The following is a 16,427-nucleotide window of genomic DNA, read 5'->3' on the forward strand; positions in this document are numbered from 1 at the left end:
AATGCAAGGCTAAGCGCTCACACGCTTGTACGACAAAGGATATCTCGGCATCTACGCATTCTCTGTAGGAATGTCTTTCCGCCTGTATGGCTTGTCTGGGTTAGTATCACGACTGGAATTAAGATGCTGAACCGGAATGACAGCCGGGCATGGCCAAGCGAGGAGGCAAGCATATGAGCCGTTATCTGAAAAACCTGCCGCCACTGGAAAGCCTGATCCACTTTGAGGCGGTACTGCGTAATGGCAGCTTTACCAAGGCTGCTACCGAGCTGTGCGTGACGCAAAGTGCGGTGAGCAAACAGATTCGGGCATTGGAAGATTGGCTCAAGCTACCCTTGTTCGAGCGTCTGGTGCGTGGCATTCAGCCTACCCCGGCCGGGCTGGCACTGCAGCGTGAGGTCGGCCCCATGCTGCAATCCTTGCTGCGTAGCGTGGTGCGGCTGCAAGCCGAACATAACCGCCACACGCTGACCGTAAACTGTACCCATGCGGTGGCGCAGTTCTGGCTGTTCCCCCGGCTGGTGGCTTTTAGCCAGCAATATCCTGACATCACCGTCAATATTCACGCCAGTAACAGCATGGATGAAGCCAGTGTGGCGGAGTACGACTTTGCCATTTTCTATGGTGATGGCCACTGGAGTTCGCTGGCTGCCGAGCCGTTGTTCCCGGAGGTGGTGTACCCGGTGTATAGCGCGCAGCTGGACTTTCCCGACATCAGCCAGCCAGCGGATCTGGCGCAACTGCCATTGATCCAGCTGGACTCATCAGCCTGGAACTGCATCAACTGGCATGACTGGTTTGGCCATTTCGGCCTGACTTATACCCCGCCGGAACGGGTGCCGATGTTCAATCAGGTAACGCTGGCCTTCAACGCCGTACTGCAAGGCATGGGCATCGGCTTGGGCTGGGAATTCATGGCGCGGGATTTGTTGCAGCAGGGCGTGCTCAAGCGGCTGGGGCCGTTTGCCTTTGTCAGCGGCAAGGTGGATTTTCTGGTGCACCCGCGCCATGCATCACTGAGTGACAATGCGCAGCTGTTCAAGCGCTGGCTGCTGGACAGTGTCAGTCAACCGGCCACTGTTGTTCCAGCTGCTGGACCGCAGCCAGGGTATTGAGATTGGGAAAGGGCTGCGCGAACTGCACAGTGTCGTGTTGCAGCCCGGCCAGCCAGCCACGGATGGAGCGGCCCCCTGCCGTCAGATAATCCTGCAGCATGGGCAGCAAGCCCGCTTGCAGTGCCAGCAGGCTGGGGTGCCATTGCTCGGTATCGCTGGCACTGACGGCCTGCAGTCGCGGCAGCGCCGCCAGCAGGCGGGCGGCAAAATCTGCTGGCAGACAGACGGCATCGCAGGGCAGCATCAGCAAAACTGCGTCCGGTGCGGCCTGCATGCCGGTCAGCAGGCCAGCCAAGGGGCCGGGATAGTCGGGCAGGCTGTCCGGCAATACCGGATACCCATACGCGGCGTACTGCTGCAGATGGTGGTTGGCCGAAATCAGTATCTGTCCGGGAGGCTGGCTTTGTGCTGCCAGGGCTTGCAGGGTGCGGGCAATCAGTGGCTGGCCTGCCAGCTCCACCAGGCCCTTGTCCACGCCGCCCATGCGGCTGGCCTGGCCACCGGCCAGGATCAGCGCGGTATAGTTCATTGCCAGCGACCGATGGCGGCCTGATCGCTGTGCTTGGCGTCCACCCAGTGCGCGCTGCCGTCCTGCTGGATTTCCTTTTTCCAGAACGGTGCTTCGGTCTTGAGAAAGTCCATCAGGAATTCGGCGGCGGCAAAGGCGTCCTTGCGGTGGCTGCTGGCGGTAACCACCAGCACGATGGCTTCGCCCAGCGCCAGCCGGCCCACGCGGTGGATGATGGTGGCGGCCTGCAGCTGCCAGCGGCTACGGGCCTGTTCGATGATGGCGTGTAGGGATTTTTCCGTCATGCCGGGGTAATGCTCCAGCTCCAGCGCGGCAATGTCCTGCCTGTCGCCATAGTCACGTACCAGGCCACTGAAGCTGACGACGGCTCCACAGGCCGGGTTGCCGGACAGCCGGGCGATTTCGTTGCCGCAATCAAAGCCTTCACGCTGTACCCGTACGGTAAATGATGCCATCTCAACCCCCGGTGACCGGTGGGAAGATGGCGACTTCGTCACCATCGCTCAGGGTAGCATCCAGCCGCACCAGCTCTTGGTTGCGTGCCACGCGGAAAGCCTTGCCGGCAGCCAGTTCGCTGCTCCAGTTGCCACCGCGCTGGCGCAGTTCGGTCAGCAGTTCGTCCACGCTGCTTGCCTCGGTTTCCAGCTGTTCAGTACCCATGCCAAAGCTGTCTTTCAGACGGGCAAAATACAGGATGTCGAGTTTCATAGTTGGTCCTTGGTGCGCTTGTCGTTGTTGCCATGTCCCAGCAGCATGATCCACAGGTGGAAACCCAGCCCGAGTAGTGGAACTACGGCCAGCAGAATGACAAAAAACCATTCTAGGGGAGATAACAGTTCGCTCATCATTGCAGTGTAAGCAATGGCGTGGCTTGCGCCAATGCTGCTGATGGGGGATGCCGCTATGCGTCAGTGGGCGGATGGACATGAAAAAGCCCGCTCATCGAGCGGGCTTGCAGGAAGACTGGATGGTGCTTATTTAACGATTTGCGCCAGCTGGCCCTTCAGATACAGATTGGCCATGGTGTCCAGATTGATGGCCTTGATCTTGCTGGCCTGACCGCAGGCACCAAACGCTTCGTAGCGGGCGATACAGATATCGCGCATGGCTTCGGTGGAGGCCTTCAGGTATTTGCGCGGGTCGAACTCTTTCGGGTTCTGCGCCATGAAGCGGCGGATGGCACCGGTGGAGGCCAGACGCAGGTCGGTATCGATATTGACCTTGCGCACGCCGTGCTTGATGCCTTCCACGATTTCTTCCACCGGCACGCCGTAGGTTTCGCCCAGCTCACCGCCAAATTCGTTGATGATCTGCAGCCATTCCTGCGGTACCGAAGACGAACCGTGCATCACCAGATGGGTATTGGGGATGCGGGCGTGGATTTCCTTGATGCGGTCGATACGCAGCACGTCGCCGGTGGGCTTCTTGCTGAACTTGTACGCGCCGTGGCTGGTGCCGATGGCAATGGCCAGGGCATCCACGCCGGTATCCTTGACGAAGCGGGCGGCTTCTTCCGGGTCGGTCAAGAGCTGGCTGTGGTCCAGCACGCCTTCGGCGCCCACGCCGTCTTCTTCGCCGGCCATGCCGGTTTCCAGGCTGCCCAGGCAGCCGATTTCACCTTCCACCGACACGCCGCAGGCGTGGGAGAAGTTGACTACGGTGCGGGTGACATCCACGTTGTAGTCGTAGTTGGCCGGGGTTTTGCCGTCGCTTTTCAGCGAGCCATCCATCATCACGGAAGAGAAACCCAACTGGATGGAGCGCTGGCATACGTCCGGGCTGGTGCCGTGGTCCTGGTGCATCACCACCGGGATATGCGGAAACTCTTCCACGGCGGCCAGGATCATGTGGCGCAGGAAGGGCGCACCAGCGTATTTGCGAGCACCGGCGGAAGCCTGCACGATGACCGGTGCATCGCACTTGTCAGCGGCTTCCATGATGGCGCGCATCTGTTCCAGATTGTTGACGTTGAAAGCCGGCAGGCCGTAGCTGAATTCGGCTGCATGGTCCAGCAACTGACGCATGGAAACGAGTGCCATGAAAATCTCCTCAGATCATGCCGCGATCTGGCGGCATGGGTGTTAAATCGAGGACTGCCGGCTGCGGTACAGCAGCAGTCCAATTACGAATGCGGTCATGCAAGCCGCCTAATGGCGGGAAACACCAGACAACAACAGGCCGGCACCGACAAAGGCACCACCGGATACCTGGTTTACCAGCTTCAGCCGCTGTGCGCTGTTGAGCCAGCCTGCCAGGCGGGCACCACCACTGGCATAGGCAAACTGCCAGGAGGCTTCAATCACGTAAAACGTGGCCGCCAGGATGGCCAACTGCGGCCCCTGCGGCAGCCGCGCGTCCATGAACTGCGGGAACAGCGCGGTAAAAAAGATAAAGGCCTTGGGGTTGCTCATCGACACCAGAAAACCGGTGCGGAACATCATCCACGGGGTATGGCTCTTGCTGCTGTCCTCGGCCACTTCTGTTACTGGTTGTGGCGTGGCGCGCCAGGTTTTGATGCCCAGATAAATCAGATAGGCGGCACCGGCGTATTTTACTATGGAAAACAGTTGTTCTGATGTTGCCAGCAAGGCCCCCAGCCCGGCGGCTGAACCCAGCATGATGATGCCCAGGCCTATCATCAGGCCCAGGCAGGTGACGGCAGTGCGACGCACGCCGTAATGAATGCCGTGGGTCATCGCCAGCAGCATGTTGGGGCCGGGCGTAGCGGAAACAAAAAATACGGTAGTGACAAACAGCAACCAGGTATTCAGCGGCATGGCCGTGCTCCGGCAAGGGTGGGGAGAATGGCGCGCTGGCCGCGCCATTCACTTGCATGTGGTGATGACGGCGATCAGGCGGCGCGTTCGCTCAGAATGGCCACTGCCGGCAGGGTCTTGCCTTCCAGGAATTCCAGGAAAGCGCCACCACCGGTGGAAATGTAGCTGATGTCGTCGGTAATGCCATATTTGGCAATCGCGGCCAGCGTGTCACCGCCACCGGCAATGGAGAAGGCCGGCGACTGGGCGATGGCCTGGGCCAGCGTCTTGGTGCCATTGCCAAACTGGTCGAACTCGAACACGCCAACCGGGCCGTTCCATACCACGGTACCGGCCTTGGCGATGATGGCGGCCAGTTCTGCCGACGAATCCGGGCCGATGTCCAGAATCATGTCCTCAGCGCTGACTTCGGCCACGTTCTTGGTGCTGGCGGTGGCCGTTTCGGCAAACTCGGTAGCGCACACCACGTCGCTGGGCAGCGGGACATTGCCGCCACGGGCGCGAATCTTGGCGATGACTTTTTTGGCTTCGTCGACCAGATCAGCCTCGGCCAGCGATTTGCCGATGTTCTTGCCTTCGGCCAGCAAGAAGGTGTTGGCAATGCCGCCACCGACGATCAGCTGGTCCACCTTGTCGGCCAGCGATTCCAGAATGGTCAGCTTGGTGGATACCTTGGAGCCGGCCACAATGGCCACCAGCGGACGTGCCGGCGCCAGCAGGGCCTTGCCCAGTGCGTCCAGTTCGGCTGCCAGCAGGATGCCTGCGCAGGCTACCGGGGCAAACTGGGCCACGGCGTGGGTGGAGGCTTCGGCGCGGTGGGCGGTGCCAAAGGCATCGTTGACGAACACGTCGCACAGGCTGGCGTAAGCCTGGCCCAGCTCGGCATTGTTCTTCTTCTCGCCCTTGTTCAGGCGTACGTTTTCCAGCATCACCACGTCACCGGCAGCCACGCTCAGGCCGGCCTGCCAGTCGGCAACCAGACGTACCGGCTTGCCCAGCAGGGTGGACAGGCGCTCGACCACCGGAGCCAGGCTGTCTTCCGGCTTGGGTTCGCCTTCGGTCGGGCGGCCCAGGTGGGTCATCAGAATGACACCGGCACCGGCGTTCAGGCTGTGTTCGATGGAAGGCAGGCTGGCGCGGATGCGGGTGTCGTCGCCAAGCACGCCATTTTTCACCGGCACGTTCATGTCAACACGGATCAGCACGCGTTTGCCGGCCAGATCCAGCTCGGTCAGTTTGTTGAATTTCATCGGTGGCTCGCTTTTATCTGTTGAATGCAATTGGCGACCGCCTTCGTGGGGGAAGGCCGTACAGCCGGGTTCGGGCTTGGCGATAGTGTAAGCGCATTGCCATTTGATTAGCTGCTCTGTCGCTATGCGGGCTATCGCTGTCGCTACTGTACCGGGCTGTCTGCATGCGTAACAGACAGCAGATCAAGTAGTGTATTTATTACAGCAGTTGGCACTTGCACCCTGCCCTGCTGGCTGTTAAGCGCCGCTGACAAAAACCCTGTAGCTGCGTTGCGCCTCCTTGCCGTACCCTTGTACTGTCGGCGTCGGCGCGCCTTGCCTCAGGACGCTACGCTATTTTGTTCGCCGCGCTAAGCCGCAGCCGGGGCGGGTGTGTTTGCCTTGGGTCGGTGCGGCGGGAGCATGGCTCAACCGGCTCACTCGCCCGTACTGTTACCGCACGAAAGCAGGCGGACCTGCGTCCTACCTGCTTTCGTTTGCTACATGGCCCGGCAGGGCCAGCGTGTTACTTGGCCTCGAACATGGCGCGCGCGGTTTTCAGCATCTGGTTGCTGAAGCCCCACTCGTTGTCGTACCAGGCCAGCACTTTCACCATATTGCCGCCGGTTACCTTGGTCAGGGTGGCGTCAAAGGTGGAAGCTTCGGTGCTGTGGTTGAAGTCGGAGGAAACCAGCGGCAGGGTGTTGAAGCCCAGCACCCCCTTCATCGGGCCTTCGGCAGCGGCCTGCAGGATTTCGTTGACTTCGTCCTTGGTGGTGTCACGGCCAGACTTGAAGGTGAGGTCAACCAGCGAAACATTGATGGTGGGAACGCGCACGGCGAAGCCATCCAGCTTGCCCTTCAGTTCCGGCAGTACCAGACCTACGGCCTTGGCGGCACCGGTCTTGGTGGGGATCATGTTTTCGGTGGCGGAACGGGCGCGGCGCAGGTCTTTGTGACGCACGTCGGTCAGCACCTGGTCGTTGGTAAAGGCGTGGATGGTGGTCATCAGGCCCTTGCTCACGCCAATGGTGTCGTTCAGTGCCTTGGCCACCGGTGCCAGGCAGTTGGTGGTGCAGGACGCGTTGGACACCACGGTCATGGCGCTGGTCAGTACGTCGTGGTTTACGCCGTACACGATGGTGGCGTCCACGTCGTCGCCGCCCGGTGCGGAAATCAGCACCTTCTTGGCACCGGCATCCAGGTGAACCTGGCACTTTTCCTTGCTGGTGAACGCACCGGTACATTCCAGTACCAGATCGACATCCAGTGCCTTCCACGGCAGTTCAGCCGGGTTGCGGGTGGAGAAGAAAGGAATTTTTTCCCCATTGATCAGCAGGTTTTCTTCATCGTGAGCGATGTCTGCCGGAAAACGACCGTGTACGGTGTCGAACTTGGTCAGGTGGGCGTTGGTGGCCAGATCGCCGGTTGCGTTGACGGCAACAACCTTGAAATCGTTGTGCAGGTTGTATTCGTAAATGGCGCGCAGTACCTGACGGCCAATGCGGCCGTAGCCGTTGATCGCGATGCGAATGGTCATGCTATTACTCTCCCGGAAAACTGGTGCCTCCCCGCGTGAGCGGGTCAGAATGGAGACACCATGAAAATAAGGCCACCCCTGCTTTGTTTTTGGATGGGGTGGCCTGTGCTTTTTTATTGAATGATGTTCTTGGTCTTGGCGACGACATTGTCGACGGTGAAGCCGAACTCCTTGAACAACACGCCGGCCGGAGCGGATTCGCCGAAGTGGTTAATGCCCACTACGTCGCCTTCCAGGCCAACGTACTTGCGCCAGCCGTCCGGTACCCCGGCTTCGATGGCCAGACGCGGCAGACCGGACGGCAGCACGCTTTGCTGCCAGGCCTTGTCCTGCTGGTCGAACACATTGGTGCAGGGCATGGACACCACACGCACGGCAATGCCTTCGGCGGCCAGGGCTTCCTGTGCTTTCAGTGCCAGTTCGATTTCCGAACCGGTGGCAATCAGCACGGCCTTGGCATCGGCAGCATCACGCAGCACGTAGCCGCCACGCGCGATGTCCTTCACCTGCTGCGCATCACGCTGCACGAAGGGCAGGTTCTGGCGGCTGAGGATCAGGCTGCTCGGGGTGGATTTCTGTTCGATGGCATGGGCCCAGGCCACCGCAGCTTCGGTGGTGTCGCACGGACGCCAGGTGTGGTGATTGGGGATCAGGCGCAGCGTGGCCACTTGTTCCACCGGTTGGTGGGTGGGGCCGTCTTCACCCAGACCGATGGAGTCGTGGGTAAATACAAACACCGGGTTGATCTTCATCAGCGAGGCCATGCGCAGTGCATTGCGGGCGTATTCGCTGAACATCAGGAAGGTGCCGCCGTAGGGGCGCAGGCCACCGTGCAGCGTCATGCCGTTCATGATGGCGGCCATACCGAACTCACGCACACCGTAGCTGATGTAGTTGCCTTGGCCTTCAGCGTTGATCCACTTGGAACCAGACCAGTTGGTCAGGTTGGAGCCGGTCAGGTCGGCGGAGCCGCCAACGAATTCCGGCAGGCTGGGCGAGAAGGCTTCCAGTGCAATCTGGCTAGCCTTGCGGGTGGCCACGGTTTGGGCGGCGTCCACGATCTTGGCGATGGCGGCATCGCGGGCTTCGGCCCAGGCAGCGGGCAGTTCGCCCTGCATGCGGCGTTCGAATTCGGCAGCCAGTTCCGGGTAAGCAGCGCGATAGGCATCAAACTGCTTGTTCCATTCGATCTCGGCCAGCGCGCCCTTGTCGCGGGCGCTCCAGGCAGCGTAGATGTCGGCCGGAATCTCAAACGGCGCGTGCGGCCATTTCAGGGTTTCGCGCGCGGCGGCAATTTCAGCCGCGCCCAGCGGTGCACCGTGCACATCGTGGGTGCCTTGCTTGTTGGGCGAGCCAAAACCGATGGTGGTCTTGCAGCAGATCAGCGTCGGACGGTCGCCCTTCTTGGCGGTTTCGATGGCGGTGGCGATTTCCACCGGATCGTGACCGTTGACGTTCTTGATCACTTGCCAGCCATAGGCTTCAAAGCGGGCCGGGGTATTGTCGGTGAACCAGCCTTCAACATGGCCGTCGATGGAGATGCCGTTGTCGTCCCAGAAGGCGATCAGCTTGGAGAGGCCCCAGGTACCGGCCAGCGAGCAGGCTTCGTGGCTGATGCCTTCCATCAGGCAACCGTCACCCAGGAATACCCAGGTGTTGTGATCGACCACGGTGTGGCCGTCGCGGTTGAACTGGGCGGCCAGCATTTTTTCGGCCAGCGCCATGCCTACTGCATTGGTGATGCCCTGGCCTAGCGGGCCAGTGGTGGTTTCCACGCCCGGTGCATAGCCGTATTCCGGGTGACCCGGCGTTTTGGAGTGCAGCTGACGGAAATTCTTGAGGTCTTCGATGGACAGATCGTAGCCGGTGAGGTGCAGCAGGCTGTAGATGAGCATGGAGCCGTGCCCGTTGGAGAGCACGAAGCGGTCACGGTTGGACCAGGAAGGATTGGCAGGATTGTGCTTCAAGTGATCGCGCCACAGTACTTCGGCGATATCAGCCATGCCCATCGGGGCGCCAGGGTGACCAGATTTGGCCTTCTCCACTGCATCCATAGACAGGAAACGAATGGCGTTGGCTAGCTCGGTTCGGGTGACCATTTCGGGAAAACCTCAAAACTGTAAAGGGGGCGGGACAGACGCGGTACGACAGTCAGCCCGTGGCCCGTGCATGGCACCGGCATGGATTAACCGCCGCGAAATCATGGAATTATCGCTGATTTTGCCGCATTGCGGCAACCTTCACGGCGCAGCTTGTGCGCCGTTTTCATGCATTTTCAATGCTTTGTTGGCAGCATTGCTGCATGCAGCCTCCGCTGTCTGCCCAGGGGCGGCTGGATGATGGGCTTGACCTGCACCCCGCTCTCATGGACAGTCGGCGCAGGATTTTGGGTTTTCACCATGAAACAGCCGGACAGGAGCAAGCATGCAGACTGATTTCCCCGCACGCATCGATGCACGCCAGGTGGGCTATGCACGTGGCTGGCGCTGGATCGTGGAGGCGTTTTATCTGGTGCGGCAACAACCGCTGACCTGGATGTTGTTGGCTGGCGGCTATCTGCTCATCCACTTTGCCGTGGCGGCCATCCCCATGCTGGGGCCGCCGCTTACCTTTTTCCTGGGGCCGGTGTTTGCCGGTGGCTTTGTCCTAGCGGCACAACAGGCCGAGCGCGGGACCGAGCTGAAGTTGAGCGCCCTGTTCGCCGGTTTTCGTCAGGCACCCCGCGCCTTGCTGAATGTCGGCATGCTGTATCTGGCGGTTTTGCTGCTTGCCATGATGCTGCTCAGTGCCGCCATGCCCTTGCTGGGCATCCAGGTAATTGCTGCGCAGGGTGCGCAGGAGTTGCCCCGGCTGGAGGGGCCCATCGGCTTGTTCATGTTGCTGAGCGCAGCGCTGATGTTTCTGCTTAGCCTGTGTTACTGGTTTGCCCCGGCGCTGGTGGTGCTGAGCGGATTGGGGCCGTGGCAGGCGCTGCGCGACAGCTTTCGTGGCGGCCTGGCCAACTGGCAGGCGGTGCTGCTGTCTGCCTTCATGCTGGCCCTGTTGCTGTTTCTTGCCTTGCTGCCGCTTGGGCTGGGTTTGTTGCTGTGGTTTCCGGTGTTGTATGTCACGGCATACACCGGCTGGAAAGACCTGTTCGCGCCACGGGCAGATTGAGCAGGCCCGGGGCCGGCTCAGTGGCTGAGTGCGCCGCGCCGCATGTCCACATGCAGGATGCCGCCATCGTCATAGGGGGACGACACCACAACAAAGCCGAAGCGCTCGTACAGCCCTTGGGCGGAGGTCTGGGCCGACAGCATGATGGGCGCTGCAGGCCACAGTTGCAGGCAGTGGTTTACCGCCTCGGCCAGCAACTGCTGTCCCAGGCCTTTGCCCCGGGCGGCGGGTTCCAGTACCACCCGGCCGATGGCGCTGGCATCCGGGTATTTTTCTCCAGGAGCAATCAGGCGGGCATAAGCCTGCAGTTTGCCGTGACCATCCCGCCCTTGCAGGTGGTGGCAATGCAGGTCGACACCGTCGACATCGCCATAGATGGATTGCTGCTCCACCACGAAAACCCGGTCGCGCAGCTGCAGCATTTCATACAGCGCAAGCGGGGAAAAGCCGTCAAACGGGTGGCATTGCCACTGCAACAGGCTGGCCATAGTAGAATTGCCCTCGAAAATGAATGGCGCAGCGCGCCTGTCCTGCCAGCATGGTGCTGAAAACCGTGGAGGCGTCGCTGCAAATGAACACGTGTAAACCTATCACACAAGCAAGCTCTGCCCATGAACAGTAATGATCTCTTTGACGATACGCTGCCCGCCACCGGCATGCAGCCGCCCGTGACACCGCCCGCCCCGCCGGCAGATGCGCAGTCGGGCGACTGGATTCCGCTGGACCAGTATGCCGAGCGTGCCTATCTGGAATACGCCATGAGCGTGGTCAAGGGCCGTGCCCTGCCCGAAGTGGCCGACGGCCAGAAGCCGGTGCAGCGCCGCATTCTGTATGCCATGCGCGACATGGGCCTGGTGCATGGGGCCAAGCCGGTCAAGTCGGCACGTGTGGTGGGTGAAATCCTGGGTAAATACCACCCGCACGGCGACAGCTCGGCTTACGAGGCGCTGGTGCGCATGGCGCAGGACTTCACCCTGCGCTACCCGCTGATTGATGGTCAGGGCAACTTCGGCAGCCGCGATGGCGACGGTGCCGCCGCCATGCGTTACACCGAGGCGCGGCTGACGCCGATTGCCGAGCTGTTGCTGGGCGAAATCGACATGGGCACGGTGGATTTCCAGCCCAACTACGACGGCGCTTTTGAAGAGCCCGCCCTGCTGCCGGCGCGCCTGCCCATGGTGCTGCTCAACGGGGCTTCCGGCATTGCCGTGGGCATGGCCACGGAAATCCCGCCGCACAACCTCACCGAAGTGGCGCGCGGCTGCCTGGCCTTGCTGGCCAACCCGGAGCTGACTACCCGCCAGCTGATGGACTACATCCCCGGCCCGGATTTTCCCGGCGGTGGCCAGATCATCACGCCTTTCGACGATATTCTGGCGGCGTATGAAGGTGGCCGTGGCAGTGTGCGGGTGCGGGCCAAGTGGGAAGTGGAAAAGCTGGCGCGTGGCCAGTGGCGCGTCATCGTGTCCGAGTTGCCGCCCGGCTCTTCCGCGCAGAAGGTGCTGGCCGAGATTGAAGAAGCCACCAACCCCAAACTCAAGACCGGCAAGAAGGCGCTGACGCAGGAGCAACAAAACCTCAAGAGCCTGATGCTGTCGCTGCTGGACCGCGTGCGCGACGAGTCGGACAGCCAGTGCCCGGTGCGGCTGGTGTTTGAGCCCAAGTCTAGCCGTCAGGACCCGGACGAGTTCATCAATATCCTGCTGGCGCAAACCAGCCTGGAAGGCAATGCCTCGATGAACCTGGTGATGATCGGCCTGGACGGCCGCCCGGCGCAGAAGGGCCTCAAGGCCATTCTGAGCGAGTGGATTGCCTTCCGCCGCAGCACCGTTACCCGTCGCCTCAAGCATCGCCTGGGTCAGGTGGAAAAGCGCATTCATATTCTGGAAGGCCGCATGATTGCCTTCATCCATATTGATGAAGTCATCCGCGTCATCCGTGAATCGGACGAACCCAAGCCCGACCTGATGAAAGCCTTTGGCCTGTCCGAAGCCCAAGCCGAGGACATTCTGGAAATCCGCCTGCGCCAATTGGCGCGGCTGGAAGGCTTCAAGCTGGAGAAAGAGCTGTCCGAGCTGCGCGAAGAGCGTGAAGGCCTGCGCCATGTGCTGGATACGCCAGACGCCCTCACCCGCCTGATGCGCGACGAAATCATGGCCGACACCGCCAAGTATGGCGACCCGCGCCGCAGTGAAATCAAGGCGGCCGAGCGCGCCGTTCTCACCCAGACCATTGCCGACGAGCCGGTCACCATTATCCTGTCGCAAAAAGGCTGGATCCGCGCCCGCGTCGGCCACAATGTCGACCTGTCGGCGCTGGCCTTCAAGGATGGCGACGGTCTGCACACCGTGGTGGAAACCCGTACCGTGTGGTCGGTGATCGTGCTGGATAACAAGGGCCGCGCCTACACCATCGACCCGGCGGATGTACCGACTGGCCGTGGCGACGGCGTGCCGGTGGCCTCGCTGGTGGATTTGCAGGACGGTGCCAAGCCGGCGCAGATGATTTCCGGCAAGGACGATGCCCGCTTTGTGGTGGCCGGTTCCGGTGCTTACGGCTTCATCGCCAAGCTCAGCGACATGTCGGGCCGGGTCAAGGCCGGCAAGGCGTTCCTCACGCTGGACGATGGTGAAACCGTTATCACCCCGGTAGCGGTAGCCAGTCATGCCGATCTGGCGGCCATGCGACTGGTGGCTGCAGCAGATAATGGCCGCCTGCTGGCCTTCCCTGCTGGCGAGCTGAAGGAAATGGCCAAGGGGCGTGGCCTGATGCTGATGGCGCTGGATGCTGGCGAGACGCTGACCGCCATTGGCCTGGTCAAGGGCGACAAGGCGCTGCTGGCTACGGTATCGGTACGCGGCAAAGTGGCGGATGAAAAACTGGCCCTGGCCGAATTCGACGCCAAGCGCGGCAAAAAAGGCAAGCTGATGCCGAAGAAGTGGACAGTATCGGCCATTGGCGACCTGCCGGCGGCTGACACGCCATGATGCTGGATCGCCCGCTGCCGCTGACTCCGCGCAAGGCCCTGGCCTTCGTCAATGGCTTTCGTGCACTCATGTTGCTGGTGCTGCTGTTTATGTCCCTGCTGCAAGGCTCGGAAGGACAGCCGCTGGTCGGCGGTGGCGGGCGCTTCTATCTGTGGTCCATGGTATATGGGGGACTGATTGCCTGCTGGTTTGCACTGCGCAACGGCAAGGTGGGACACACCCTGCAGCTGTCGCTGGCCATTGCCGCTGACATTCTGATGATTGTGCTGCTGATGGGCATGAACGGCGGGGTAAAAAGCGGCTATGGCATGCTGCTGCTGCCCTATCTGGCCGTGGCCGGGTTGCTGTCCTCCGGACGCTTTGCCTTGTTCTATGCCTCCATTGCCACTGCCAGCCTGTTCGGCTATGTGGGCTATGAACACTATCGGCATGAAATGCTGTTTGGCAGCACCACCGATCTGTTCCAGACCGGCCTGCTGTCGCTGGCGGGTTTTGTCACCTCGGTGGTCACTTATCAACTGGCCCGCGTGGCGCGCGAATCCGAAGAGCTGGCCTCGCGCCGTGGCGGGGAAATTGCCAACCTCAACCGCCTGAACGAACTGGTGCTGCAAAGCCAGCGCGATGCGGTCATCGTGCTGGACGAAACCGGCACCGTCAGGCAGTTCAATGCCCAGGCAGTGCGCTACTTTCCCAATATGCAGCGTGGCATTCTGTTGCCCGAGCTAAGCCCGGTGGTGGAGCGCTGGCGCCTCAACAGCCATTCGCCCATGCCGGTATTTGTCGAGCGCAATGTGCGTGGCCGGCAGCTGGCCGGTCGCATGGTGCCCATTCTGGCCGGCGATCTGCGCGGCGTGGTGATGTTCCTGCGCGATATGGCCGATATGGCCGAAGAAGCCAAACGCATCAAGCTGGCTGCACTGGGCCGGCTTACCGCCAATATCGCCCATGAAATCCGCAACCCGCTGGCGGCCATCTCCCATGCTGGCGACCTGCTGGCCGAGGGGGCGGAAGATGCCGCCACGAAAAGGCTAACCCGCATCGTCCGCGACAACGCCAAGCGCATCAATGGCCTGGTGGAAGAAGTGCTGATGCTGGGGCGGCGTGACCGGGTCAAGACCGAAACCATCAAACTGTCACCGTTTCTGGCCGACTTCCTCGATCAGTTCGGCATGGCACAGCCAGAAGCTGCCGGTCGCATACTCCCCATTTTCTATAGTACCGGTAGCGTATATTTTGACCGTGGCCATCTGGGGCAGATCCTGTCCAACCTGGTGGCCAACGCCTGGCGTCACTCCTCGCGCGTGCATGGCGCGGTGCGCATCGAAGTCAGCCAGGTTGAAGCGCAAGTGTTGATTCATGTATTTGACGATGGCCCCGGCATGAGCGAAGACGCCCAGGCCCACCTGTTTGAACCCTTCTTCACCACAGAAAGCAGCGGCACCGGCCTGGGCTTGTATATCGCCCGCGAACTGGCTGAAGCCAATGATGCCCGGCTCGACTATATCCCGCCGGGCGGAGTTTTCCGTTTAAGCTGTCATCATGCCTATGAATAAGAACCCCCTGCGTGTGCTCGTGGTGGACGACGAGCCGGATATCCGCGAACTGCTCGAACTCACTCTGCTCAAGATGGGTCTGGATGTGGTCACCGCAGGCAATGTCACCGATGCCAAGGCGCTGCTGCTGCGCGAACCCTTCAATCTGGTACTCAGCGACATGCGCATGCCCGATGGCGAAGGAATAGAAGTCGTGGAGTTCATCGCCGAGCAGGCACTGGATATTCCCAGCGCCATCATCACCGCCTATGGCAGCACCGAAAACGCCGTCAAGGCGATGAAAGCCGGTGCCTTTGATTACCTGTCCAAGCCCATCAGCCTAGCGCAATTGCGCACGCTGGTGAAATCGGTATTAAAGGTAGAAGGCAATGGCAAGCCGCTGGGTGTGGAGCGCCTGGTCGGTGATTCACCCGCCATGCTGGAGGTGCGGCGCATGATCGAGAAACTGGCGCGTAGCCAGGCAGCGGTCTACATCAGCGGAGAATCAGGCACCGGCAAAGAACAAGCCGCCCGGCTGGTACACGAACAAAGCGCGCGCGCCGAACGGCCATTTGTTCCGGTCAACTGCGGGGCCATCCCGGAAAATCTGATGGAGAGCGAATTCTTCGGTTACCGCAAAGGCGCATTTACCGGTGCCGACAGTGACCGTGACGGGTTTTTCCAGCAAGCCACCGGCGGCACCCTGTTTCTGGACGAAGTAGCGGATCTGCCGCTGACCATGCAGGTAAAACTGCTGCGCGCCATCCAGGAAAAAAAGGTGCGCAAACTCGGCAGCCCGCTGGAAGACCCCGTCGATGCCCGCATCATCTGTGCAACTCACAAGGATTTGGCCGCATTGGTTGAGGCCGGCCAGTTCCGGCAAGACCTCTACTACCGGCTCAATGTATTGCCACTGCGCATGCCGCCGCTGCGCGAGCTGCGTGATGACATTCCCCGTTTCATCGGCGCGCTGCTGGACCGTTTCGCCACACCAGAAAGCCGCCCACGTCTGACGCCGGATGCAGTCAAGGCCATGCTGTCCTATAACTATCCGGGCAACTTCCGTGAACTGGAAAACATTCTTGAACGTGCCATCGCGCTGGCAGGCGACGACAAGGTCGATGTCGCCGACTTGCAGCTCACCCCCTGCCAGACGCTGGATGACACGGAAAACAGCATGGGCTACGCCGGTAGCGAACCCCTGCAGATGTTCCTGGATCGGGTGGAACGTGAAGCCATCCTCAAAGCGCTGGATGCAACCCGCTTCAACCGCACCCAGGCAGCCAAGTTGTTAGGTCTTACTTTCCGCTCCATGCGTTACCGCATGGACAGACTGGGGATCAAATGACAGTCCTAAAACCATCTATATAGACAGATTACATAGAGACGGATGCAATATTGGCAAAAAGCCCGGCCCAGCCGGGCTTTTTGCTGCCTGTGCCAGCACCGAGGCCAGCTTTTTGCGCCAGTTTTCCCCGTTGGTCAGTGCCGACATGGGCGGCAGAATGCTGCTGGCTGTGCACCCGCAGCAAAACAGTCATAAAACCCGCATTTCATAAAGC

At 60.9% G+C, this 16,427-nt stretch carries 16 protein-coding genes; 5 read left to right on the forward strand and 11 right to left on the reverse strand.

Annotated elements, in window-relative coordinates; translation table 11 throughout:
* Window positions 1-173 precede the first annotated feature (173 nt).
* Complete coding sequence (locus ACODR9_RS06935; RefSeq protein ID WP_488808403.1) at window positions 174-1,115, forward strand: LysR substrate-binding domain-containing protein; 942 nt, start codon at window positions 174-176, stop codon at window positions 1,113-1,115.
* Here ACODR9_RS06935 and mobA read toward each other — a convergent pair.
* The 9 genes from mobA to tkt all read right to left on the reverse strand — a co-directional run bounded on the left by mobA (window position 1,063) and on the right by tkt (window position 9,289).
* Window positions 1,063-1,644, reverse strand: a complete 582-nt coding sequence (gene mobA, locus ACODR9_RS06940; protein ID WP_488808404.1) for a molybdenum cofactor guanylyltransferase MobA — start codon at window positions 1,642-1,644, stop codon at window positions 1,063-1,065. The genes ACODR9_RS06935 and mobA overlap by 53 nt on opposite strands.
* A complete protein-coding gene (gene moaE / locus ACODR9_RS06945) occupies window positions 1,641-2,099 on the reverse strand; it encodes a molybdopterin synthase catalytic subunit MoaE (RefSeq protein WP_488808405.1) in 459 nt (152 codons plus the stop codon). Before moaE ends, mobA begins: the two co-directional genes overlap by 4 nt.
* A gap of 1 nt (window position 2,100) precedes the next feature.
* Window positions 2,101-2,352 carry a molybdopterin converting factor subunit 1 gene (gene moaD, locus ACODR9_RS06950; protein ID WP_488808406.1) on the reverse strand — a complete coding sequence of 84 codons (252 nt, stop codon included), beginning with the start codon at window positions 2,350-2,352 and terminating at the stop codon, window positions 2,101-2,103.
* The gene (locus ACODR9_RS06955) at window positions 2,349-2,489 is read right to left on the reverse strand and encodes a hypothetical protein (RefSeq protein WP_488808407.1); all 141 of its coding nucleotides are present in this window, start codon (window positions 2,487-2,489) and stop codon (window positions 2,349-2,351) included. The genes moaD and ACODR9_RS06955 overlap by 4 nt, the downstream gene beginning before the upstream one ends.
* Before the next feature lie 129 nt (window positions 2,490-2,618).
* Entirely contained in the window at window positions 2,619-3,683 is a 1,065-nt protein-coding gene (gene fba / locus ACODR9_RS06960; protein WP_488808409.1) for a class II fructose-bisphosphate aldolase, read from the reverse strand.
* A gap of 108 nt (window positions 3,684-3,791) precedes the next feature.
* Entirely contained in the window at window positions 3,792-4,421 is a 630-nt protein-coding gene (locus ACODR9_RS06965) for a LysE family translocator (RefSeq protein ID WP_488808411.1), read from the reverse strand.
* Window positions 4,422-4,495: 74 nt separating this feature from the next.
* On the reverse strand, window positions 4,496-5,671 hold the full coding sequence (locus tag ACODR9_RS06970; RefSeq protein WP_488808412.1) for a phosphoglycerate kinase: 1,176 nt from the start codon (window positions 5,669-5,671) through the stop codon (window positions 4,496-4,498).
* A 505-nt stretch (window positions 5,672-6,176) separates the two neighbouring features.
* Window positions 6,177-7,190: a type I glyceraldehyde-3-phosphate dehydrogenase gene (gene gap / locus ACODR9_RS06975; RefSeq protein ID WP_488808414.1), complete on the reverse strand. Its 1,014-nt coding sequence runs from the start codon at window positions 7,188-7,190 to the stop codon at window positions 6,177-6,179.
* A 113-nt stretch (window positions 7,191-7,303) separates the two neighbouring features.
* Entirely contained in the window at window positions 7,304-9,289 is a 1,986-nt protein-coding gene (tkt, locus tag ACODR9_RS06980) for a transketolase (protein WP_488808416.1), read from the reverse strand.
* Between the two features lie 325 nt (window positions 9,290-9,614).
* On the opposite strand from tkt, the gene ACODR9_RS06985 reads away from it, so the two are divergent.
* Window positions 9,615-10,346, forward strand: coding sequence for a BPSS1780 family membrane protein (locus tag ACODR9_RS06985; protein ID WP_488808418.1), 732 nt, complete (start codon window positions 9,615-9,617; stop codon window positions 10,344-10,346).
* A 17-nt stretch (window positions 10,347-10,363) separates the two neighbouring features.
* Here the strand turns inward: ACODR9_RS06985 and ACODR9_RS06990 are convergent, their stop codons facing one another.
* Complete coding sequence (locus ACODR9_RS06990) at window positions 10,364-10,834, reverse strand: GNAT family N-acetyltransferase (RefSeq protein WP_488808420.1); 471 nt, start codon at window positions 10,832-10,834, stop codon at window positions 10,364-10,366.
* Window positions 10,835-10,957: 123 nt separating this feature from the next.
* Between ACODR9_RS06990 and parC the strand changes: the two genes are divergently transcribed.
* The 3 genes from parC to ACODR9_RS07005 are packed head-to-tail and all read left to right on the forward strand — an operon-like array spanning window position 10,958 to window position 16,213.
* Window positions 10,958-13,333 carry a DNA topoisomerase IV subunit A gene (gene parC, locus ACODR9_RS06995; protein WP_488808425.1) on the forward strand — a complete coding sequence of 792 codons (2,376 nt, stop codon included), beginning with the start codon at window positions 10,958-10,960 and terminating at the stop codon, window positions 13,331-13,333.
* Window positions 13,330-14,886, forward strand: coding sequence for a two-component system sensor histidine kinase NtrB (locus ACODR9_RS07000; protein ID WP_488808427.1), 1,557 nt, complete (start codon window positions 13,330-13,332; stop codon window positions 14,884-14,886). Before parC ends, ACODR9_RS07000 begins: the two co-directional genes overlap by 4 nt.
* Window positions 14,879-16,213: a sigma-54-dependent transcriptional regulator gene (locus tag ACODR9_RS07005; RefSeq protein WP_488808435.1), complete on the forward strand. Its 1,335-nt coding sequence runs from the start codon at window positions 14,879-14,881 to the stop codon at window positions 16,211-16,213. Before ACODR9_RS07000 ends, ACODR9_RS07005 begins: the two co-directional genes overlap by 8 nt.
* A gap of 28 nt (window positions 16,214-16,241) precedes the next feature.
* Here the strand turns inward: ACODR9_RS07005 and ACODR9_RS07010 are convergent, their stop codons facing one another.
* Window positions 16,242-16,406 (reverse strand): hypothetical protein, encoded by a 165-nt coding sequence (locus ACODR9_RS07010; RefSeq protein ID WP_488808429.1) that lies wholly within the window; start codon window positions 16,404-16,406, stop codon window positions 16,242-16,244.
* Window positions 16,407-16,427: the final 21 nt, after the last annotated feature.

This window comes from Aquitalea sp. FG25 (genome assembly GCF_057809375.1).